Below are 21,411 nucleotides of genomic sequence, written 5' to 3'. Positions count from 1 at the left end.
AGTATGAGAAGTGTAGTGTTCTGTATAGTAGCGTGTTTGGTGCTACTACAAGGGGAGTTGCATGCCCAAACATCTTACCCGGAAATAAAGAAGATTTACGAGAATGTGGACGGGACGCTTTCAATAGACAATTATATGCAGGCGTTGAAAGGGATGGATGCCCGGGCAAATGAACTTGTGCGTGGGATTGATGATACCCAAGAGAGAGGGCGAGCCACGTTGTTGTGGCACGCGTATCAGCAGGAAAATATTTTTCGATATTGGAAGGCGATAGGTGGGCGACCTGCAGATTTGCAAAAATTGCGTCCCTGTCAATTGAGTACTGATCCGGATGTTCCCGAATTGGAGTTGTTGTCACCGGAGGATTTGAAAAACGTGTTGGATTGGTATTTCCGGGTGAATAAGAATGCTACAAGTTATGCGCGTATGAAGGAGTGTTTGTATGGTATCAAGAGTGAAAAAGTGCGTCAGACTTACGCGTTCGGATTGTTGGAGCGAGAGTTGCAAGTGAATGGGGTGAGCAAAGATCTGGTACCTGTATTTGAAGTTTTCAGGTGTTGTATGAAAAACCGGAAAATTGTAGAGCGGGTGAATGAATTGGAGAAGATGTATACTCCTGTTCGGGAAAATGCGATTGCGCCCGAAATCGTGTTGCCGGATGATAAGGGAAATACGTTTCGATTGACGGACTTTCAGGAAAAATGTGTGTTTATTTGCGTGTGGGCGTTGGATAGCGTGAATGGTGCTGATGAGTTGGATACCTTTGCTGAGGCAAAAAAAGTGAATGAAAAATGGGGGGAAGCCGGTATCGTGTTCGTGAATATTGCCGTGGGTGCGAGTGAAGATATAGGCAAATGGAGAAAAATATTGACGGAGAAAAAGCAAACGGAATGGATGATAAATTTGTTTTGTGACAAGACGAAAAATGCTTTCGTGAAAGATTACGTGATAGAGGCTCTTCCGCGTTATATTTTCGTGGAAATAGATGGTGTCTTACGCTCCGGGTGGTTTATTTCTCCTGCTAATCAGTCGTTGTTCAAACAAATGTTCACGAAAAATGTATGGTTCTACAAACGAGTTGGAATATAGAATGTTATTTTAATGATAAATGTTTGTTTTTTATGTTATCACAATGTTTAATTTTAAATTTTAAAAAATGAAAAATTGTTTTGTATTAGTAATGTTACTATCCTTGCTTATTCCTTCCGCGGGAGAGAGTTATGCAGGGGAGTTGTTCAAAAAAAAGAAGAAAAAAGAAGCAACCGAGGAGGTGAAACGACCTGTTGTCAAGAAGAAAAATAAATACGAAACTTTGATGAAAAGCCCCGGAATCGTTACTGCAAAAGGTGATTTTTTGACGATTCACAAAGTGGGACAGAAGATTTATCTGGAGTATCCTTTGAAATACATGGATCGTGAAATATTGGTGGGAGGAACAGTGTCTGCCACTTCTGAGCCTATGCTGCTTAATGTGGGATATAAATACAATGATCCTATTCTTTATCGCGTGGTTAAGAAAGATTCTGCTATTGTTTTCAATAGACCTAATTTAGCGGCTACTGCGGGAGAAGATAAACCTTGGGTAAAGAAAGCCATGGAAAAGAATTATATCGATATACCGGCAAGAGCGTTCTCGATTCATTCGTATAACGCGGATAGTTCTGCCGTGGTAATTGACGTGACTTCCTTTATAAAGGAGGATAAAGAACTTGCCCCGAAAGTTAGCGGTGGAATGATAACTTCATCTCCAGTTTCAAGTAAATTTTCTTTTGAAGGTATAAAAGCATTTGAAGATAATGCATCGATGGAAGTTTCTCAACCGGTAGAGGCTTATATCGTATCATTATTTGGTAAAATAAATTTAGGACAGGTGTCAACTCGTTCGGTGATTACTTTCCTTTTGTTGCCGGAAGCTAAAATGAAACCTCGTGTTCAGGATTCCCGTGTCGGAGTTTTTTTCACGGTGAACTCTGCAAGTGATAGAATGCAGTTCCCTATTCGGAAAATATCTCAAGAGAAGGATGGTTTCGATACTTATATTTTAGCTAATCGCTGGAAAGTGGAACCGAAAGATATGGAGGCTTGGAAGCGCGGAGAGCTTGTTGAACCAGTGAAGCCGATCGTGTGGTACGTGGATGATGCTTTCCCTGACGAGTGGAGAGGTCCGATCAAAGAGGGAATTTTGATTTGGAACAAGGCTTTCGAGAAGATTGGTTTCAAAAACGTGATGGTTGCAAAAGATTTCCCGAAAGACGATCCTAATTTCGATCCGGATAACTTGAAATACACGTGTATCCGTTACAGCCCAAATGCAGAGGCAAATGCCATGGGACCGTCGTGGGTAGACCCGACAACCGGAGAGATTATCAATGCTTCCGTGATTGTATATAACAATATTGTAGAGTTGATTAATAACTGGCGTTTTGTTCAAACCGCACAGCTTGATCCTCGCGTTCGTGCGTCTAAGATGCCGAAAGATGTTCTTGATGAGTCTATTGTTTATGTCATTTCTCACGAGATCGGGCATACTTTGGGGTTGATGCATAATATGTCTGCTTCAGCTTCTATTCCGGTGGATTCGTTACGTTCCGCTTCTTTCACTCAAAAATACGGGACAACTCCTTCTATCATGGACTACGCTCGTTTCAATTATGTAGCGCAACCGGGAGATAAAGGGGTGAAATTGACTCCTCCCGAACTTGGTGTGTATGATTATTACGTGATTAAGTGGTTGTATTCTCCTGTTCCGGAGGCTAAGGATATGTGGGAGGAAGCCGAGATTGCGCAAAAATGGATTGACGAGAAAGCGGGAGATCCTTTCTATCGTTACGGACGTCAGCAATTGATGCTTCGTATCGACCCGAGTGCATTGGAAGAAGATTTGGGTGATGATCCGTTGAAAGCAAGTACCTACGGGATCAAGAATTTGAAATATATCTTGAGTCATTTGAACGAGTGGATTGAAGATGATGTGGATTACACTCATAGAATGCAACTTTACAAAGCTATTCAGTCGCAGTATATGCGTTATTTGTTGAATGTGCTGTATCAGGTTGGTAGTGTGCATTTGACACAAGTGAAAGATGGTACGGCTGGTGAGGCTGTGGTATCTGTGCCGCGTGCAAAACAAAAGGAAGCGTTGGCATGGGTGATTAAAGAATTGAGAAATAGCGACTGGATTAATCTTCCCGAATTAATCAATCAAACGGGATTGGCTGTATATCCGTCTGCAAAGATTGTTGCCGGAATTAGTAAGGCTATCGTTGCTAAAGGAGGACATGTAATTTTGTCTTCTCATGTTTCAAAAGAGAAAAATCCTTATACAATTGGTGAATTCTACGACGATTTGTATGCCGGCGTATTTGCTCCCACGATTCAGGGAAGAAAATTAACTGCAGCAGATAGAATAATTCAAGAAAATATTTTCAAGAATATGGCTGCTATCTCTACTAAGTACCTAAGTAATAAAGGAATTCAAAGTTTGAATCCATCTTTGGCAGAAATTGAGGCTTACGAGTTGTGTCCTAAAGAAGTGATGGAGGTGCTACATATTCATTCCCAGAATATTGAGAAAGAATTCGGAATGAACGTTTTGGCACGTGAAGGGTTGCCCGTGCAGTTTGGACAGGGAGCTTCGCCTTTCCAAGGTGAGGTGAAAATTGATGCTATTAACAATAGCTTCGGGTATAATCAAGCTATGTTGAAACGGGTTGTTACTTTGTTGAAGGGTAAGTTCGCATCAGCGAACCGTGATGATAGAGTGCATTATGAAGGTTTGATATCCGTGTTGGAAGAAATGAAGAAAAAGTAATTGGTAATTTCTCGTTTATTTTATAAGATGAGGAGGTTGTCCCTTTCGGGATAACCTCCTTTTTTTTTGATGATTGATATTGTTTTGTTAGTAAAAAGAAAGCGACCTCGTCGCGAGGTCGCTATGTCAAGGAATCAAACTAAGATCACTTTTTTTGGTGCGTGCTTCAGTGACCGATTGATTAAAAACATTAAATAATCGTAGTGTGCTTTTCGTATCAAGATTACTCACTCCTTGACAAATACAAATATAGTAATTTTTTATTATTCAACAATGGAAATTTCTTTCAGTATATTTGTTGCCCCGGCATAATTGTCTAAAATCCAGAGAACGAAGCGGATATCCACGCAGATACTTTTATTGTAGTCGGGATGAAAATACAGGTCGCCTGCCATGGATTCCCAATTGCCGTCGTAGGCAAGACCGATGATTTCGCCTTTCGCGTTCAGGACGGGGCTGCCGGAGTTGCCTCCCGTGATGTCCAAATTGCAGGCGAAACTCGTGTATAGTTTGCCGTCTTTATCGGCGTAACGTCCCCAATTCCCCGTGCGGATGGCTGCCAAGGCTTCGGGTGTCAGGTCAAATTCCGGATCGTCTTTCACGTATTTTTCATTGTAGCCGTCGATAGAGGCACGGTAAGAATAGGTGACTCCGTCTTTTGGAGAATAGCCGCCGATGTTGCCGTACGTGATGCGCATGGTCGAGTTGGCATCCGGGGGAAGAGTTTTATCCCGGTTCATTTCGAGCAGGGCTCTCGTGTAGAGTGTGCGTAAGTAAGCATTTTTTTTCTCGTTGTCCCGGATGCCGTCCCGTAGATTTTGATTCGTTTCCCGTGTGATTCGGGTGAGCGAGTACACCGGATCGTTTGCCAACAGTTCGAGATTGAAGTTCTCCAATGCCGCGTACAGGCGCTCTTGGTTTGCCAAGAAAGAGCGGGCGTAAAGTGAATCCGTCAGCCGGGTGTAGTCGCCGTTGTATTCCCGCACGAGGTTCGTGACTTCCGCGGGTAAATGTTCCGGGTTCACGTTCTTCACGTAGAGCGGGAAGAGGGCAGCAAATACTTTTTTGTCCGTCGCCTCGTCGTAGTCTTTGAAGTATTTCTCGCAGTAATCCCGGAAACCGTCGCGTTGTGTGCTTTTCGGGTCGAGTGTGGTGACCTTCTCCCGGATCATGGAAGACTCCAACCCCCGTACCCGCATGGCAAGACGCATGATGTCGGCACCGTTGACAATGGCTTCCTTGTAATAGACGTCCGACGAGATGTAGGGGGCGGTGATGTCGTACGTGTTTTTCAGTTCTTCCAGCAGGTTGCCGTAGCGTGCCAGACGGTCGGGATCGGCTTTAATCCAGCGGTCAAGGCGTTGTTCCTCTTCCGCTTTCAAGGCTGCCACTTGGTAGCGTTTCACGTATTCGCTTTCCCCGATGGTGAATTTCCACGGGTTGCTGATGGAGAATGCTTTGTAGGCGTACTTGATATTGACTTCCGGATCGGCGTTCATCGCCTCGTTAAGGATGTCGAGTTTTTTGGTTCTTACCTTAATCATGGCGGGATTGGAACGTCCGATTTTTTCGCTAACTCCCCACGAGGGCGTATAGCGGGAAGTGGTGTACGGGTATCCCATGATCATGGCGTAATCCCCTTCTTTCACTCCTTTCATGGATACGGGCAGTACATAACGGGGGGTGATGGGGGTGTTTGCCGGGGAGTACTCTGCCGGGTTGCCGTCTTTGTCCCCGTACACGCGGTACATGGTGAAATCACCCTTGTGCTGGGGCCATGTCCAGTTGTCCGTGTCTTTCCCGAAAGCCCCGAAGCACGTGGGGGGAGCGAATACCAGACGTACATCTTTGAATATGCGGTAGAAGTAGAGGTAATATTTATCGCCTTTCATGATCGCGTTGCAGGATACCTCGTAGCCTTCTTTGGCATAACGTTTCTCAAGCATGAAGTTTACTTTTCGCATGGAATAGATGGGGTATTCTCTTTCCGGCGCATGTTTTTTCAGTTCTTCCCGGTACTCGTCAGTGACGTCAATCACCCGGTCGAGGAATAAAACCACTTTGCCGGGCAGGGGAATTTCTTCCGATTGGCTCTTTGCCCAAAAACCGTTCCGCAGGTAATCGTGTTCGAGGGAACTTAGTTTTTGAATATCGTTGTAGGCGCAATGATGATTGGTAATCATCAGTCCCTGTCGGGAGATCATGCTTCCCGTGCAGGTGCCGTAGTCGATGGCGACGATGGCGTCTTTTATCGAGGGTTGTTCCTCGTTGTATATCTGCGAGGCTTTCAGTTTCAGCCCGTGGGATTTCATTGCCTTGTAGTTGGTCTGTGCCATGAGTTGCACGAGCCACATCCCCTCGTCCGCGAACGAAAGAGTGGGGAAGGCAAGGCATAAGACGAGTAACAGACTTTTAATCTGACGTATTGGTGACATGGTGATAATTTTAATGGTTTGAGAAAAATGTAATAGGAGGTGTGTTTTGACACGCCCTCTCGTCCATAAAGTCTGAAAGTCCATAAGGTCGTAAGGTCAAATGTACAAGTAATCCATGAATACATATTGGATATCATCACGTTATTAATCACGGACTTTATAAACTTTAAGAGCCGGAGGCTCGACTTTATGAACTTTATGGACTAGAGGTGTGTCAAAACACACCTCTATTTAATCGACAATCACAGAATCATTCTACGGTCTTTCCCTGTTGTTTGAAACTGAGGGTAGGATCCATATCTTTCACGGTGCCGTCTTTAAAGTGAATTGTCCATTGGGGAGATTGGAGATATTCCCATATCTTTTCGTCGTCAAGGACATCTTTCACGTAGGTAATCCGGATGACGGACATATCGCCGCGGAGTGCTGTTTCGTAAGCAAGGATACCGGGGTTGTTGGAAAGGAAGCTGCCCAAGTAAGGGAGTTGCCGTTGAATCAACGGTTTGTCGATGCCGGGGTAGTCCATTTCGTAAACGGCGGTGGCGACGTTCGCGTCATATTTATCCTTGTTGCCTTTGAACGCGGAAGATGTTTTTGGGAACATGTAATCCAAAAATTCTTGGCGTCCTATCGTGTCTACTTGATCGGATACGCTAGTCAACTCGTAGTTACAAGTGATTTCTTTGACCCCGCCCCCGTGAACCGGCATTTCGAATTTGCGGGTTTCCACGATTCCTTGCAGTTCTTTTTTATCAACGGGTTTGTTCACGTCCATGTACAATATCACTTTCACCGGACAGCCGTATTCGGATACGATACCGTAGAATCCTTCTTTTTCTTTGATGATGTTGCCTAAGAAAGTTATATCCATCCGGTCGAAAAGTTTATCCACTTCCATGGTGACAACTTTCAATTGCTGCACGTTTGCCGGGGGCGTGTTCAGTTTGCGTTTTGTCGGGGTGAACATGCTTTCCTCGACTTTCTCTTTCGTGGTTTCGGTCGGGTCGTAATGAATCACGACGGCGAAGCGGTTCACGTATGTGGTTACCCCGTAAACTCCCGGCACGGTGCGCATCTTGTTCGCGAATGCTTTCGAACTTCCGAAACATTTCACCGTGCGCATTCCGTCCCGTTCGAAGGATTCGAGGCGTTCGATTTTTGCTTCATCTCCCCAACGCTCGTCGATGGTTGGTAATTCCCAATGTTGGGACATCCACAAGGCGAGGAAGAACAAGACGACAACCAGAATTGCCGGAACCCAGCGCAAGCCGGAACGGCGATTGATATTCAGTGATTTCTCCGGGCAGGAAGCGATACATTCCCCGCACAGGGTGCAATCCACGTGTTTGACCACTTTCATGTTCTTCACGTCAATTTGTTGCGGGCATTTCCGGCTGCAAGCGCCGCAATTGGTACACGTCGTTTCGTCTTTCGTGATGCGCAACAAGGGGAATACCTTGCTCTCGTAGTACACGATCTCGTAGATGTAGCATATCACGCAGGCAACTCCCAGCAACCATACCCACGGCATGGATAACCCGATAGCCCCGGCGATAAGGGAAAGTACGACCAACACGGCGAAGGTGAGGGTAAATTTGAAAATATTGCTCAACGCTCCCAGCGGGCAAATGTATTTACACCAGAACATATTGATAAACAGGCTGCCGAGGAAGAGCAGGAGCATGGAGATAACGGTCATCCAAGCCGTGATTTCTCCCCTGAATCCGGTTGCCATGGCATAGTAGGGGTCGAAGTTCTTGCAGAAGAGTTCGCTTGTGGTGATAGTCATGTAGAATATCCAGAAGAGGATGATATACTTGAATATTCGCAGTACTTTGTCCGCTACCGAACCCATGGGTATCTCGTATTTAATCTTCATTTTCTTGCGCAGTACACCCAGCCATTCCGTGATGGTGCCGAGGGGACACACGTACCCGCAAAACAGTTTGCTGAATAGAATGACTCCGATAGCCAATACGATACCTATCATGATTTGCACGATAGACATACTACAGGCGAGAGTGCTTGAATTCAGGAAGGTGGCGAGAGATTCCAGTCCGCCTAGCGGGCAGTAAGCTTCAACATCCGCCGGCTTCCCCCCGAAAAATACTTTCACGATAAATCCGACAATGAGGGCAATCACACCTATTTGTAATACATGCCTCCATAAATTCTTTTTAATTTTGCTCATGACTTTTCTTTAGTTTTATATTATTAGAATGAAAATCCCAACATTATTTTGACCGCTGTCCGGTCGTCGTCCTTGAAACTGCCGCTTAATGCCCTCTTCCACGTGGCATAGGCGTCCGCGTAGAGGTTCATGCCTTTTTCTTTGTTCAGGAAGTAGGTATAGCGGGCTTTCAGTTGTCCCGTGAATTTGTCTGCCGTGATGTAATCAAATTCACGTTGCAGCAGGTCGGTGCGCTGTTTGTAAAGGTCTTCTCCCGTGATTTCGTCCGACACGCTCTTTACTTTCAGCATCGTGCCGTCGCCCGCCGTGTAGGCAAGTCCGATACCGCAGTCGAACATCCCTTTTTTGAATTGGAAGTTCTTGTTGAAGGCGGCGTACACTTCCGTGTTTTCCCATTTCTGGGAATATTCCACGGGGTAAAGGCGGTATGTGTTTTCCACGTTGAAACCTTTTACTCCCGCACTGGCGTTCCACGAGTTATCGAGCATCGCCCGATCCCGGTAGAGCGTGTAGCTCACGTCGTAAGTGGTAGCGTCTTGCGTGTTTTTATTTTTCTTCCCGTATTGTGTCCAAGTGGTGTACCCGTCCACGATTTCGGATTTCTGCATATTTTCAAAGCCTTGCGTTTCGTTGAAATGGGCTTCTCCTTTGATCATGTGATGGAATTTATCCCCGTCAATATCGAGGTGTCCGTTGTACGAGTAAGTGGTTCTTTCCATTTGTCCGCCTCTTTGCCCCTGTACATGATTGATCCAGATGGTTTGGTCGGCTTTCTTCCCCGTGAACTGGTTCAAAAATCTCACGTTCCCGGTTGCCAGTTCGACTTGGGCTGCGCCCCCGTAAATGTTGGTCGTGTAGTTACGGTCTTCCGAGTAGTTGTTTGTCGTGGTGACAGAGGTGTAGAACCACATGCCTTCGAAGTAGAATACTTCGTGATTAATACCTTCCCCGAAAAGTTTGTTAGTCACTTTCTCTGTCGAGCGTTGGTAGAGGAAGTTGGCTCCCAAGTTGAAATATTTCGATTTATACATGACACCGGGATAGATTTCAAATTCCATGTACGTGTTGGTGTTGCGCACGTCTTTTTTCTTGGAGTTGGAAGCTACTTGATAATGAACGTATCCGCCTACAGCCCAATGTTTGCCAAACGTGGTTCCCACTCCCGCGTCCAGAATATAAGATTCGAGAGTCTGGCGTCCCGGTACGGAGTCGGCAAGAAAGAATGGGGTCGCGTAGGGATCGAGTACGCTCGACCACGATTTGTTTTGCCGATGAATATAATCGAAAGCGAATTTCCCGTAAAAGTAGACTTTGTCGATTTTCCGGTAAGATTCTGCCAATATTTTCGTGCCGAAGGCTGACGTCGGGTCTATCACGTTTCTGAAATCCCCTTTGTCGTATTGGAAACCGATTTCGGCTAACGAGAAGTCTGAGAATCGGTTGAATGTCAATCCGGCGGCATTGTACGAGCTAATCCATGGATTGTCAGCTTTCAAACGCTCCATGTTGTAGATGTTTTTATCCTCTTTCTGGGCAGAGAGCGATAGTGTGCTGCCTAAGAGAAGGCTTAAACCTAAGGTATATATTTTATTGAATTTCATAATGCTTGCGTTTTAGGGTTATGACCTTATCTGTTTTTCCATGTCGGTGTGCCGGATTCCAAATCCAAGGAAGAATTGTTGGTGTCTTGATAGACTATTCTTCCGTCCACGATTTCTTCCACTTTCCGGATGGCAGCCAATCCGCATCCGGCAGCCCCGCCTTCGATAAAGAAGAAGCCGGCGTCCACGCTGGTCGGTATGCGTTTGTTGTTTCTTTCTGCGCTGGTAACGCATTCGATACCGTCAAGTACCCATTCTTGCGGCACTTTCAGATAGTCCAATCCGGTTGGTTGATCCGGGGCTTTCGTGATATTATCAGGATTTGCCACGTATGCCGCGGCACTTTGTCCTTCTATGCGGAACAATATCATGGCTTTGGCGGTATTGGCGATTGGGAATGCTTTAGTCGTATTCTTTGTTCTCCAAATGCACTCCATGTGTTTTACCCCGATGGCGGGTTTTTGTACTTGGCTGGAACTCATGTCAAATTCTTCTGTCCAGAAGGCGTAGTCTGCTTTCGACAGGTCGATGGAATTGGGATGAAGGGCTTTATGATTGATTGCCGAGTAAGCGACGACACATTCTTCGCCGGGTTGCAGGGGATAATCCTTGCCGGTTCCGGGGAATTGCCAAGCCATTTGGTCCAAGGGTAAGAAATCGGGCAGGCTGCCGTTTACCATGAATCTGCTCGGGGAGTTGCTTACCATCGGGGTAACCATTCCGATACAGATGCTGTCGAGGTAAGCCACTTGGTTCGAATTGTTGTAGATGCACAGGTACGTGTCATACGTGTAATTCTTCCCGTCGTTGCCGATGCATCCGTAGTGATAAAATTCTTTGATAATCAATTGAGCCGAAGTTGCCGCGATGATCTCCATCGGGTAAGGAGTGGCGTTTTTGGATTCCATTTCTTGTGAAAGAACGATATTCTCGAAACGCCCGTTGAAAATGTGGATGACTCCACTTTCATTATCAATGTGTTTGTGTTGGAAACTCGCTTCGTAGAAACCGTATTCCGCACTAAACGAGGCGATACCGTTTGCGTCGCAATTGCTCTTGTATTGCACGCCGTTCGACGTGTTTCGTAAAGTCACCACGATAGGAGTCCTGTCCATGTCTGCAAATTCTTCCGGGAAGTCCAGACTAAGTTGTAGACTCGTGTGTATCTTTTCGTCTTTAAGACAGCCTGTCATGAAGAACAGTGCCAGAAGGGAGTATATGTATTTTTTCATGGTATTCGGAGTTTAGAATTTTAACTTGAGTTCTGCGCCGAAGCTGATGTCGGAGTTCATTCTCTGGTATTGTCCCGTGGAACGGTAATAACGTTTCGGGGATGAGTTCGTCAAGTTGTTCACGTAGAACGAGAACGTGGTGTGTTTCCCGATTTCTTTCGTCAAGTGCAAATTCATCATGAAATAGGGGTCTAAGTTATCCTGCAACAAGTATTTCGGCTTGGAGCTGAGGATTAGGTTCTGAAATTCGGGCATCTTGGCGTGTTCGTCCGTGAACTCGCGGATATTACCCGCCAAATCCATGTAATGGGTTGGGTTGATGTACTTGTAATGTTGCGAATCCTTGTTCGGGTTACCGGGGACGATGTTGCCGGCTTCGTCTTTCATGTAAATCATGTTTTTCCCGTTGTAACTGAAGGTACGTTTACTGTTGTCTACCCACACGCATTGCATGGTGAGGCTCACGATGAAACGTAACTTGGGTATGTGCGTGATAATCTGTAAATTGGTATTGAAGCGTTGTGCTATCCTTCCGTTATCCACCCCGTTGTCCGTGCCCGCGTAGATTCCGGCGTAGTCGTAGTAGGTGGTGGATTTATCGCGCATTAGCGGACTCTGGTCTGTTCTTTTTTCGTAGCGGTAGGCTCCGTTGGCAATCAGCGAGGTACGGATGGCGGGAATCATACCGAAGTCAAGCGTGTACTCGATTCCCCATTTCTTGATGCGGTTTCCGTTGCTGGGACTGTCGTAGGAAATGAATATGGAGTCTTGATAGGACTCGACGGTTTTTCCGCCGTCATAGACGATTTCACCGTTGATGTATTCCGGTTTGGTTACGATGTCGAGATTCTTGAAGCGTGTCCAATGGAACGGGATCACTTGTTTGCTGGTGCTGAAAGCGTCTTTCAAGTTCTCGCGGTAGTATACCATGCTTGCCCTGATGCCGAAAAGGTTGACATCCACGCCAAATTCCGTGTTCCGGCTGATCGGGGTTTTCAGATCGGGGTTATCGGTCGGGGTGACCTGCGTGTGATACACTGCCAGTGTCGTATCGCCGTTTATGTATTGGAACGCGATTCTGTCGGTGTATCTCGGGTCGGGGTAGAGGTAGTACATGGTCGGCATCTTGTGTTGGATACCCCAGCCGCCTCGGATGCTGAGGTGCTGCAAACCGCTCTTTTTCCATTTCTGGTCGTAGAGTACCAGTCGTCCGTTGAAACGGGGATCGACCATCACGTCGTAATCCGCAGCGTCCGTGCTGATGTTCGACAGGCGGACCCCGGTGGAGAGTTCGAAAGATTGCTGTTTGCTCAAGGGAATGGTCAGCTTGTTCTCCGCGAAGAACGAATACTCGTGGATGGCGGGAATGTCTTTAAATGAACGGGGGCGGAGTCCGGACGCAGGTTGATATTGCCCGTATTGTTTGCCGTCACCGTTGTTTCCCTTTACTCTCCATTCGGCTCCGACGAGGGCGCTGTTGTAGACGGCACCGTATTTACCGGACAGGTTGGCAACCAATTTCGCCTGTGCCGTGTAGGGTTTTCCTTCCACCCAGAAGGTGCTGAAGTATTGTGCAGGCAGGAATGTCCCCACGTTGGGTCCCGATTCGGTGGCGGATGTCGTGGGTTGCATGCTTCCTGAATTCCATTTTTTCTCGTAGTTGTATTGTTTCCCGTATGATCCGGCTACCGTGTATTTCAAGTTCGTGATCCATGATTTGTTCAACATCCAGTTCCCGTACAGGTTGAGGCTAGCTTGTTTGTCTTCCGCCTTGTACAGCCTTTCCTGTTTCATGTCGGGATCTTCTTTTTGCTTGTCGAGAGTCATGTGACCGTTGAATTTGGCGTTGAAGCTGAGGGGTGTCCGTTCTTTGTTGAACGTGTTGGAATAGCCTAACCCCAGCGTGATCCGGTTGAACGTGGTGGCGGGGGAGCGGTTGTCTTTGTTGGAGTAGGAATAGTCCATGTTAGCGTTGAAAAATCCTTTGTTGCCGCCGAGGGCGAATCCTTTCGTGGCGCTCACCTGCTTGATGTTCGGGTCGGTTTTGAAACCGACTTCAAAGGGTGCCCGTCCCGCTTTCGTCCTCACGATAACGGCTCCGGAAGTCAAATCGCCGTATTCGGCGGAGGCTACACCGCTGATGACTTCTATCGATTCGACATTGTTGATCGGGATCTGGCGGGTATCGATACCCCCTTCGCTGCTCGTGGAAAATGCGTTGTTGTCCGATGAGCGGGTTTGCATGTTGACGTCGTTGGTCAGTTGCGCCCCGTCGATGATAATGGCGGTACCCAGCGCGTTGGTCGTGTTCGGGACAGCCGTTCCGTTGGTGATAGGGGGCAAGTCACGGATGGTGATCTGGTTGATCTTTGTCAGCGAGGGATTGAAGGTCAATACTCCCGGCAGCAATTGCATGATGTCCGTCAAACTGGTGGCTTGCAAGTGCTCGATTGCCGTTTTGTTGATCGAGTAGGAACTGTTCAGTTTACCGCCGGATTTGGCGGTTACCGTCACTTCCGAGATGGCGAGGGATACTTCTTCCAGCCGGAGCTTGTAATTGGTCACGTCTTTCGTGAGCACCATTTTCATCTCGTAATCCTTGTACCCGAGGCACGAGGCGGTAACCGTGTAGGTTCCCGGTTTGATATTCTTGAAACTGAAGGCGCCTTCGAGGTTTGAAGTCGTCCACATGTTCAGTTCTTTGATATGGATAACCACGACCGGAAGGGTTTCTCCGGTTTTAGAATCGAGGATAGTTCCCTCGAATATTACCTTTTTTTCCGCTTCCTGCGCTGTTACAGGAAGTTGGCTTGTGAAGAAGATACACAAGCATAGAAAAATGAAACGATAAAGACTCATAGTTAATTGTATTTGTAGGTTAAGTTGGTATTAGGTTTCCGTTAAAACAGATTGATGTCCATTTTTTCAAGGTTCATGTCGTCGAGATGGTATTGACCGATCCATTCTTTGAGCATCGTGTCACGATCTCGTGATTCCCCCAAGTGGTGTTGCAGCCCGAGCATGATCATCCCCATAATGATGCCTGCCGCTATGCTCATCCCGAGGTAACGTTTTCTGAATCGGAACTCGTACTTGCGTAACCCGGTAAGGCGGCTCATCACTTGTTCCGTGAAATCAGGTGACACGGATTTGATTCTATCTTCTTGAATTATATTTTCCCACTTCATGACGCTTGAGATTTAGGTATTTGTGTATTTGACAACGGGGTACGGGATAACTTGCGTTAGATGCCCGTTTTTTTATAGTAAAGAATCTTTTTCTTGCTGTCGGAGTCGGTCTTCGGCTTGATTGTCATAGGGATAAGTTTTCGTGCAACGACGGCATTTTTCTTTTTTCTCGCTTTTGCTGCATTTGGTTTTACACTCCGGGCAGTGTTTGTCGATCTCTAAAATGTCGATAAAGATTTTGTTCAGCTTCTTGGATTGCTCCGGGGTGCATATCTTCTTCACGTTCAGCAAATGATAGATGGTTTGCTTCTTCAATGCCCGGTGCAGGAAACCGACAGACCTCGCCGTGTTGTTCAGTTCTTCCATGGAGGGCTCGGGTTTCGCGAGTTCGTGCAGAAGACGGTAGCGGTTCTGGCACAGTAGTTTCAGAACGGTTTCGTGTCTTTTGAGCACTTGGCGATCCATTTCCATGAGTTGCTCGTATTGCTCGTCGGTCAGTTCGAGTTCCTCTCTTAAAAACTCCATGTTCAGTTCTTGGCTCGTGTTCTCGGTCGGTTGCTCTTGGCTCGTGTTCGACCACAAGAAGACCACAAGGGAGGTGTTTATCATGAGGAAGATGATGTTGAACCAGTAAAATAGCTTGTTCTTGTTACCCGTTGTCATGTCAAATCGTTTTTATAGTTACTGAAATATTTTTCCAAATAGCTTTTTGCCCTGAACAGGAGGGATTCGACGGAAGCGAGGGAAATACCCATGATTTCGGCGACCTCTTTGTACGGGCGTTCTTCATATTTATTTAAAACTAGAGCGGTGCGTTGCCTTTCGGGCAGGTTGTTGATCGCTTGGTGGAGATGTGATATGATTTCTTCTTTTTCTATCTTTTCCTGTGCCAATTCGTCTTTCGAGGGAATGGACATCGGGTTGTCCCCTTCAAGACGTATTCTTTTCATCCTGTACCGGACGGATTTCTTGTAATTGATCGCTTTATTCACGGCAATGCGATACAGCCACGTGGAGAGTTTACATTCTCCCCGGAATTTGTCGAGGGATTCGTAGGCTTGGATAAATACTTCCTGCGCCAGATCCTCGGCATCGTCTTTGTCGTGAACGAAAGCGTAGCAGGTGTTGACGATTATCACTTTATAATCGTCAACCAGATCCTTGAAGGCTCGTTGATCTCCTTCAAGGATTGCTTTTATTCTCAATGTTTCACGCATGTACAACTTTTTGGTCAAAAACTGTCAATCGGGTATATCGCCGGATGCGATATCTTTTGTCTTTGCGGCTTTTTAGCTGTCTGTTGTATCGTTTTGTGTATTAGGGTATTGGTGTATGCATATGGTGCAAATTTAGTTGAATTATTTGAAGTGGATAATCCTGTGAGTTAAAGGTTTGTAAAGTTCATAAAGTTTATAAGGTTCATAAGGTAGATGGCTCTCCGCGAGGCGTTTTTTCTACGGCAGCGTAGCTGCCGGTAAACTTTGTCCGGAGGACGCCCGTTACTTTATGAACTTTATAAACTTTAGGAGCTGAAAGCTCAACTTTATGAACCGGGCAAAAAGTGTTTACACGCATTTGCCCCGATATCAACGGGAACCGGAGTGCCGGCTCGCTTTCTTTCTTCACTTCCGCCTTTTTGATTTCGATGTCTTCCAGCAACAGGGCAGACGGGTAGATCATTGATGATATGACTTCTCCGTCCAAGAGATAGTTGCTGACATTTTCTTTGTTGGAAATAGCGTTTAATCTTCTTAAATGGGACAAGGTGATGGGCATGATTTCTCCCGTGCGTACCAGTGTTTCGCTGCCGTCTTTTACATTCACCCGGTAGATACGGGTGGCGTTTCCGGCTATTTTCCGCACGATGTAAGCGTGTGACAGACCTTCCGACTTGGCTATTTTCAACAGGTTCTTTTTCAGTGTTTCCGGTTTCACTGCGTTTTTTGCCGACACGTGTATGGTTCCCGGTGCCGTTTTGTACGCGATTTCCCGGTCGGAAGCGATGTAACGTGAACTTCCGGTGGTGTTCTCGCAGTTGAGCGTGGGAACTCTGCCGTTCAACAGGTTTTTCAGTATCCCGTTTTCAACCAGTGTGACTTCCTGAGGGGGTACCACGCCTTCGGCATCTATCTCGTAGGCTCCGTGTAACGGGGTGTTGTTGTATTTGCTCAACGTGCTGTAATTCTTAACGGTCAGGCGGTTGTCTATGATTTTTAGTCCCATGCGGGGGGCTATGGAATTGACCTTGTTTTGGGACGCAGTTCTGGGATCTTGGGGCATCCGGTAGGCGAACAGTCCTTCCTGACTCAATAGATTCTCTCTCAAAATGGATGCGGCGGCACTTCCTTCGAATAACACGGGACCGCAGTAATACGGGGCGATAGTTTCCGCCTTTTTCAGTGCCGCAAGTTGTTCGGCGAAATTCCCGATTCGGGTTTTCAATTCCGCCAACGCGGGCAATTCGTTCGGTACGCGTGCCGTTATCCCGAAAGCGTCCTTGATTTGCATCCCGTCGTCCGTGCGGGTTGTGGCTTCAGCCCGAAGGGTAACCACCCGCACGGGTTGTTTTACCACCGTTCCCTCGGAGGTAGTCAGGTAGACTTCCATGTCCATGCCCGACAGTTGAACGGAAGAATTGTACAATTCGGGGTAGTCGGCAAAGATTGCCGATAATTCTCGGAGGTTTTCTTCCCATTGCTCCCGGTTGAATACAAACGGGATTTTGGGGGTGATGATTTTTTCTTGCGGTTGTATTTGTTGTAAATCGGGGAGTTGTGTTTCTTCTCCGGACTGGACGTTTCTTTTCTGCATACTTCGTTTCGTGATCCACTCGCGGGAGGCGTTCTTGTAGGCGTTATCCGTCGCGAGCCAGTAATCTTGGCGAAGCAGGTCGTAATCCGGTTCCATGGACAGGATTACCCTCGTGTGCCTGCCGAGGTAGCGGCTGTCACTGTTTTCCCTGTAATCGCCCAGTAGTAGTTTAACCGAGCCGACCATGTGTTCCGGTTTTTCCGTCGAGCGTGTAACCGCACCTAAGGTAGCCGAGATCTCGAAGTTGCGGGATACTCCCGTGGCGTACGAGATAAAGAACGGCTTCTGCACCTTGGGCAGGCTCAATTGCTCCATGTTGCGCTGCAATTCGTCCTGCATGGCTTGGATGATAACGTCGTCTTTGGCCGTCTGGGCGGAAACGGGTGACAGGCTTCTGATGAGGAAGAGAAATAATATGTAGAGGATAAATCTTTTCATGACATCAAGGGTTAAAGAGTTGTAAAGTTTATAAGGTTCATAAGGTTTATAAAGTCTATAAGGTCTGTAAGGTTCATAAGGTCATTGACCCTTGCGGGGTGCTTCTCCTACGGCAGCGTTGCTGCTGATAAATATAGTCCGAAGGACTCCAGTGTTATGGACCTTATAGACCTTATAGACTTTCATGGTTTTTCCAGAATAGGGGGCAGGTCGAAGGCTTTCGCTTTGCGCTGCATTTCTACTTTCTGTACGAGAATGGTCGGGGAGGTGGCGGTTACCGGTATGCCGCCTGATTCTGCGCCACACGTCCCGGTAAATATTTCGGGTGCTTTACCGGCGTATATGATGTTCGAGAACATGGAGAGGGGTGTCCCGATGAGGTCTACTCCCCGCACCAGTTTGTCGGGGCGACCGTCGGCATACACCTCGTACACTTCGAGGGGCGTCACGTTGAAGGCATTCGCTCCCCGACGGTTGGTCATGGTGAAGCCGCCCGTCACGCTTTTGAAGAAGTATCCCCGGTCTTTCCCTTGTTTTTTGATCTCGGCGATTAATAGTTGGCGCAGTTCTTCTTCCGTTTTCGGGTCGGAACTTTCCACCACGAGATTGGACTGGCGGGACACGGGGTCGTAACCGATGTCGGCACGGGCGTGACCGTTGCTGCGGGGATGCGCATCGAGCGGTGTTCTTGTCATCAGAAAATCGTTTAGTTTCCCGTCGATCACGACATCCACTCTCTCGGCTTTCACGCCTTGGTCGTCATATTTGTAGTAGCCGTTCATGTCTTGGTCGGCGTAGTTCTTGAGTGTCGGGTCGGAAAACACTTGGAGGTGAGGGGGCAACACGTATTCCCCGATCATTTTCTTGAATGTCTGGGCGTCTTTATCGCTTTTCATGCGTTGTCCCTCGATGCGGTGACCGAATATCTCGTGGAAGAATACCCCGCTGGCACTCCCCGACAGGATGGCGGGACCCGTGTACGGGTCGACAATCGGTGCGTCCCGTAAGGCGATCAGCTTGTCCGCCATGAGGTTGGCGTCTTTCACGATTTGTTCGTTCGAGGGAAGGGATTCCGGCGAATGGGCAAAATAGGAAAGCACGAGCGGTAATTCCATGCCGTCGTCCGCTTTTGCGGCACCTTGTACCATGATGCGGGCGTAAGTGAGGTTCTGCACGACTTCCGTTCCTTCCGAGTCTAGCACGTAGATACGTTTCACCGTGTAGCGGAAAGAGGCATCTCCCCGTAGTATTTTGGGATGTTTCTTGAACACGGCAGAGATTTCCTTCAGTCGTTTTTCCCACGCGTCAAGGTCTACCGCTGTCCGGTTGGTGGGGAGCGGTGCCTCGTAGTATTTTTCCGCGGGTGCTTGCGAGAAACAGGGTGCCTTGTCTTCTTCCGCCACGTTGATCGTGGTTTCGGCTCTCGCGGTCTGGTAGGCGTCGATGGCAAACTTGTAACGGTTGTTCACCTCGTTCCAGATGGCTTGCCGCGTGGCGTTGTCCCCGTTCGTGTCGTCGATAGGGAGTACGGCGTATGACGGTCCGTGAAAACGGGAGATGGGGGAACCCATTTGTTTGATCTTGAAATTATCAAATTCGGGATTCCCGATTCGGATTTGCGGCACCAGCGTACGCTCCCGGTTGCTCTCTTTCGCGGTCAATACCCCGAAGGAGGTAATCACGCGGGCAAATTGCTCGTCTACTACCCGGTAGTTCATGTAATACGGGGGGAACTCTTGTTTCTTCAGTTCGTCCATTTGGGCGCGGAGTTCTGTTCTCAGAAAGTCGGTGAACTGATCCTGTGCGCCGGATATAAAGGGAATAAGGAGGATGGATATAATCCCTAAAATAATAATACGGGTTCTTTTCATGGTTTATGCTGTTAGTTTTTCTCTTGTTCGTCACGGGTTTGGACAACCTCGGTTGGAAAAACTTGCGCGGGATGAGGTAAAAAAAAGTTATAGCTATACATTTATAACCCCGGGACAAGGGATAAGCTGGCTCGATGGGTGGGGGTTGGGCAGCTTTTGGGTGGTTGTCTAAAGGCTTCGCCCGATGTTCGCCTGATGTTAGCCCGTACTTAGCCCACGTTTTAGCGATAAATATGCTTTTTTAACACACGCGACGTTTGGGTAATCTTGTGCAATAGCGTTTTTATACATGAGTTAGCGGGAGGCTTGCGGGTAGCTCGATGCGGGGATAAGTGTTGTATTACGCCGGGAAACGAGGAGGTGTTTATAGAGAAGGGTGTTTCTTGAGGTAGGCGAGCAGGGCTTCCATGACGGAAATGCCCGAATGTATCCCCTTGCCTTTGCCCGGGAAGGAGTACTCGGCGTTGATGTAATTATTCAAGGCGACACGGTAACGCTTTCCGTTCGCGAGCGGGGTGCCGGAATGGTCTTTCAAGAGGACGTCAATGCCTTTGCCCGTGCTGTCGCGGGTGATGGAAAAAGTACCTCCCGCCATGAGCAAGTCCGTGAACGGGTATTTTCGAAGTTCGTTGAAGCGGTTCAGCAGGAGGAGTTTTATATCTTCGGCGGTCATCTCCTGAATGACGATATGGTTGCCGAAAGGTTCTATCTCGAGTAAGGTTTCCAGCGTGATGTCGCCCGGCGGGATAAGGGTTTTGCGGATGCCCCCGAGATTGTAGAAAGCGAAGTCGCCGCGAGTGGCTTCCCGCGTGGCGGTTGTCACGATGTGTCCTGTCATCTCTTGGGACAACGGGCGGGATGTATGCCCCACTATCTTTTTAAATTCCGGTCTGTCGTAAAATTGGTTTACTAGATCGAGGATTCGGGGCTCGGGACGGGTAATCGTGTCGATGTTGACGGAGCGGAATGAACGGTGAATCAGCTTCTTGCCGGAGAATTTCAGTATCGTGACTCCGGCATATTTCAGCGCGATTCCAGACTGTCCTATCATGACGTTGTTTATGAACTTGGCTGTGTCCAGCAAGGTGTGCGTGTGACCGCCGATGATGACGTCCAGTTCGGGCATGGACATCGCGAGCACGGAATCGGCGTCTACCCCCAAGTGGGTGATGGCGATGAGGGCATCGCCGTTTTGTTTCAAGTATTTGTACCGGGCAGCAGTCTGTCGGTAGTCGTCGAAAGTGATTCCGGTGAAATGATCGGGATTGGCGTCGGGAAGCCCGTTCGTGGTTTGCGTCAGCCCGATGAAGCATAGTTCAAGCCCGTTGACCGTCATGGAATGATAGGGAGCTATCGTGTCCAACGCGGCACGGGAGGAGTTGATGTTAGCGCAAATGATGGGGAAGGAGGCGTCATTTATTCTTCGGCGTAGAGTTTCCTGCCCGTAGTCGCACTCGTGATTTCCCAACGTGGCGACCGCATATCCCAACGCGTTCATGAGCGTGATAATGGGTTTGCCCCGTTCCTCGGCGTAGTCCACGTAAGGATTGCCCGTGAAACGGTCGCCCGCGTCAACGAGAATCACGTTCGGGTGTTCGGCTTTCACGCGTTCCACGAATGTCGCCAACTTGGGGAATTGGTCGATATGCCCGTGAATGTCGTTGGTGGAGATGATGACGATTTCCTTTTCCGCCGTTTTTGTCCGGCAACCGACAAGCAGCAAAAGGATGTACAAGAGTATGTACCGGTAGCGAATACCGGAATAGAAGTTCACCCGTTTGTTTGCCCGCTCGTGTTTCATCGTATCTTTTTATCGGGCGGCAAATATAGTCA

General features: G+C 47.8%; 13 protein-coding genes. 2 read left to right on the top strand and 11 right to left on the bottom strand.

Going from position 1 to position 21,411, the window contains the following annotated elements:
* The first annotated feature begins 3 nt into the window (after positions 1-3).
* Both L0M98_RS19775 and L0M98_RS19770 read left to right on the top strand, forming a co-directional pair.
* The gene (locus L0M98_RS19775; protein ID WP_227217353.1) at positions 4-1,089 is read left to right on the top strand and encodes a peroxiredoxin family protein; all 1,086 of its coding nucleotides are present in this window, start codon (positions 4-6) and stop codon (positions 1,087-1,089) included.
* 67 nt (positions 1,090-1,156) lie between these two features.
* Positions 1,157-3,811 carry a zinc-dependent metalloprotease gene (locus L0M98_RS19770; RefSeq protein WP_227217354.1) on the top strand — a complete coding sequence of 885 codons (2,655 nt, stop codon included), beginning with the start codon at positions 1,157-1,159 and terminating at the stop codon, positions 3,809-3,811.
* A gap of 263 nt (positions 3,812-4,074) precedes the next feature.
* On the opposite strand, the gene L0M98_RS19765 is transcribed toward L0M98_RS19770, so the two are convergent.
* The 11 genes from L0M98_RS19765 to L0M98_RS19715 form a co-directional block, all read right to left on the bottom strand.
* Entirely contained in the window at positions 4,075-6,246 is a 2,172-nt protein-coding gene (locus L0M98_RS19765; protein ID WP_227217355.1) for a S46 family peptidase, read from the bottom strand.
* 250 nt (positions 6,247-6,496) lie between these two features.
* Positions 6,497-8,437 carry a 4Fe-4S binding protein gene (locus tag L0M98_RS19760; RefSeq protein ID WP_227217356.1) on the bottom strand — a complete coding sequence of 647 codons (1,941 nt, stop codon included), beginning with the start codon at positions 8,435-8,437 and terminating at the stop codon, positions 6,497-6,499.
* Positions 8,438-8,460: 23 nt separating this feature from the next.
* Positions 8,461-10,038 (bottom strand): DUF6850 family outer membrane beta-barrel protein, encoded by a 1,578-nt coding sequence (locus L0M98_RS19755; protein WP_227217357.1) that lies wholly within the window; start codon positions 10,036-10,038, stop codon positions 8,461-8,463.
* A gap of 26 nt (positions 10,039-10,064) precedes the next feature.
* A complete protein-coding gene (locus L0M98_RS19750; protein WP_227217358.1) occupies positions 10,065-11,270 on the bottom strand; it encodes a DUF4876 domain-containing protein in 1,206 nt (401 codons plus the stop codon).
* Positions 11,271-11,282: 12 nt separating this feature from the next.
* A complete protein-coding gene (locus L0M98_RS19745) occupies positions 11,283-14,129 on the bottom strand; it encodes a TonB-dependent receptor (RefSeq protein ID WP_227217359.1) in 2,847 nt (948 codons plus the stop codon).
* A gap of 41 nt (positions 14,130-14,170) precedes the next feature.
* Positions 14,171-14,458: a hypothetical protein gene (locus L0M98_RS19740; protein WP_227217360.1), complete on the bottom strand. Its 288-nt coding sequence runs from the start codon at positions 14,456-14,458 to the stop codon at positions 14,171-14,173.
* Positions 14,459-14,530: 72 nt separating this feature from the next.
* Complete coding sequence (locus L0M98_RS19735; protein ID WP_227217361.1) at positions 14,531-15,121, bottom strand: Spy/CpxP family protein refolding chaperone; 591 nt, start codon at positions 15,119-15,121, stop codon at positions 14,531-14,533.
* Entirely contained in the window at positions 15,118-15,675 is a 558-nt protein-coding gene (locus L0M98_RS19730) for an RNA polymerase sigma factor (RefSeq protein ID WP_227217362.1), read from the bottom strand. The genes L0M98_RS19735 and L0M98_RS19730 overlap by 4 nt, the downstream gene beginning before the upstream one ends.
* 202 nt (positions 15,676-15,877) lie before the next feature.
* Positions 15,878-17,707 carry a metallopeptidase TldD-related protein gene (locus tag L0M98_RS19725; protein WP_227217363.1) on the bottom strand — a complete coding sequence of 610 codons (1,830 nt, stop codon included), beginning with the start codon at positions 17,705-17,707 and terminating at the stop codon, positions 15,878-15,880.
* Positions 17,708-17,889: 182 nt separating this feature from the next.
* Positions 17,890-19,578, bottom strand: coding sequence for a TldD/PmbA family protein (locus L0M98_RS19720; protein WP_227217364.1), 1,689 nt, complete (start codon positions 19,576-19,578; stop codon positions 17,890-17,892).
* Positions 19,579-19,942: 364 nt separating this feature from the next.
* A complete protein-coding gene (locus L0M98_RS19715) occupies positions 19,943-21,379 on the bottom strand; it encodes a bifunctional metallophosphatase/5'-nucleotidase (RefSeq protein ID WP_227217365.1) in 1,437 nt (478 codons plus the stop codon).
* Positions 21,380-21,411: the final 32 nt, after the last annotated feature.

The sequence above is a fragment of the Butyricimonas sp. DFI.6.44 genome, assembly GCF_022132345.1.
In the GTDB taxonomy this organism is placed as follows: domain Bacteria; phylum Bacteroidota; class Bacteroidia; order Bacteroidales; family Marinifilaceae; genus Butyricimonas; species Butyricimonas muris.
Note: the sequence above shows the minus strand (reverse complement) of the source record. Positions and strands in the feature narration are given on the sequence as shown.

Bases quoted from the DNA above. Each gene is read 5' to 3' on its own strand.
- L0M98_RS19775 (WP_227217353.1), top strand. From the start codon at position 4: ATGAGAAGTGTAGTGTTCTGTATAGTAGCGTGTTTGGTGCTACTACAA.
- L0M98_RS19770 (WP_227217354.1), top strand. From the start codon at position 1,157: ATGAAAAATTGTTTTGTATTAGTAATGTTACTATCCTTGCTTATTCCT.
- L0M98_RS19765 (WP_227217355.1), bottom strand. From the start codon at position 6,246: ATGTCACCAATACGTCAGATTAAAAGTCTGTTACTCGTCTTATGCCTT.
- L0M98_RS19760 (WP_227217356.1), bottom strand. From the start codon at position 8,437: ATGAGCAAAATTAAAAAGAATTTATGGAGGCATGTATTACAAATAGGT.
- L0M98_RS19755 (WP_227217357.1), bottom strand. From the start codon at position 10,038: ATGAAATTCAATAAAATATATACCTTAGGTTTAAGCCTTCTCTTAGGC.
- L0M98_RS19750 (WP_227217358.1), bottom strand. From the start codon at position 11,270: ATGAAAAAATACATATACTCCCTTCTGGCACTGTTCTTCATGACAGGC.
- L0M98_RS19745 (WP_227217359.1), bottom strand. From the start codon at position 14,129: ATGAGTCTTTATCGTTTCATTTTTCTATGCTTGTGTATCTTCTTCACA.
- L0M98_RS19740 (WP_227217360.1), bottom strand. From the start codon at position 14,458: ATGAAGTGGGAAAATATAATTCAAGAAGATAGAATCAAATCCGTGTCA.
- L0M98_RS19735 (WP_227217361.1), bottom strand. From the start codon at position 15,121: ATGACAACGGGTAACAAGAACAAGCTATTTTACTGGTTCAACATCATC.
- L0M98_RS19730 (WP_227217362.1), bottom strand. From the start codon at position 15,675: ATGCGTGAAACATTGAGAATAAAAGCAATCCTTGAAGGAGATCAACGA.
- L0M98_RS19725 (WP_227217363.1), bottom strand. From the start codon at position 17,707: ATGAAAAGATTTATCCTCTACATATTATTTCTCTTCCTCATCAGAAGC.
- L0M98_RS19720 (WP_227217364.1), bottom strand. From the start codon at position 19,578: ATGAAAAGAACCCGTATTATTATTTTAGGGATTATATCCATCCTCCTT.
- L0M98_RS19715 (WP_227217365.1), bottom strand. From the start codon at position 21,379: ATGAAACACGAGCGGGCAAACAAACGGGTGAACTTCTATTCCGGTATT.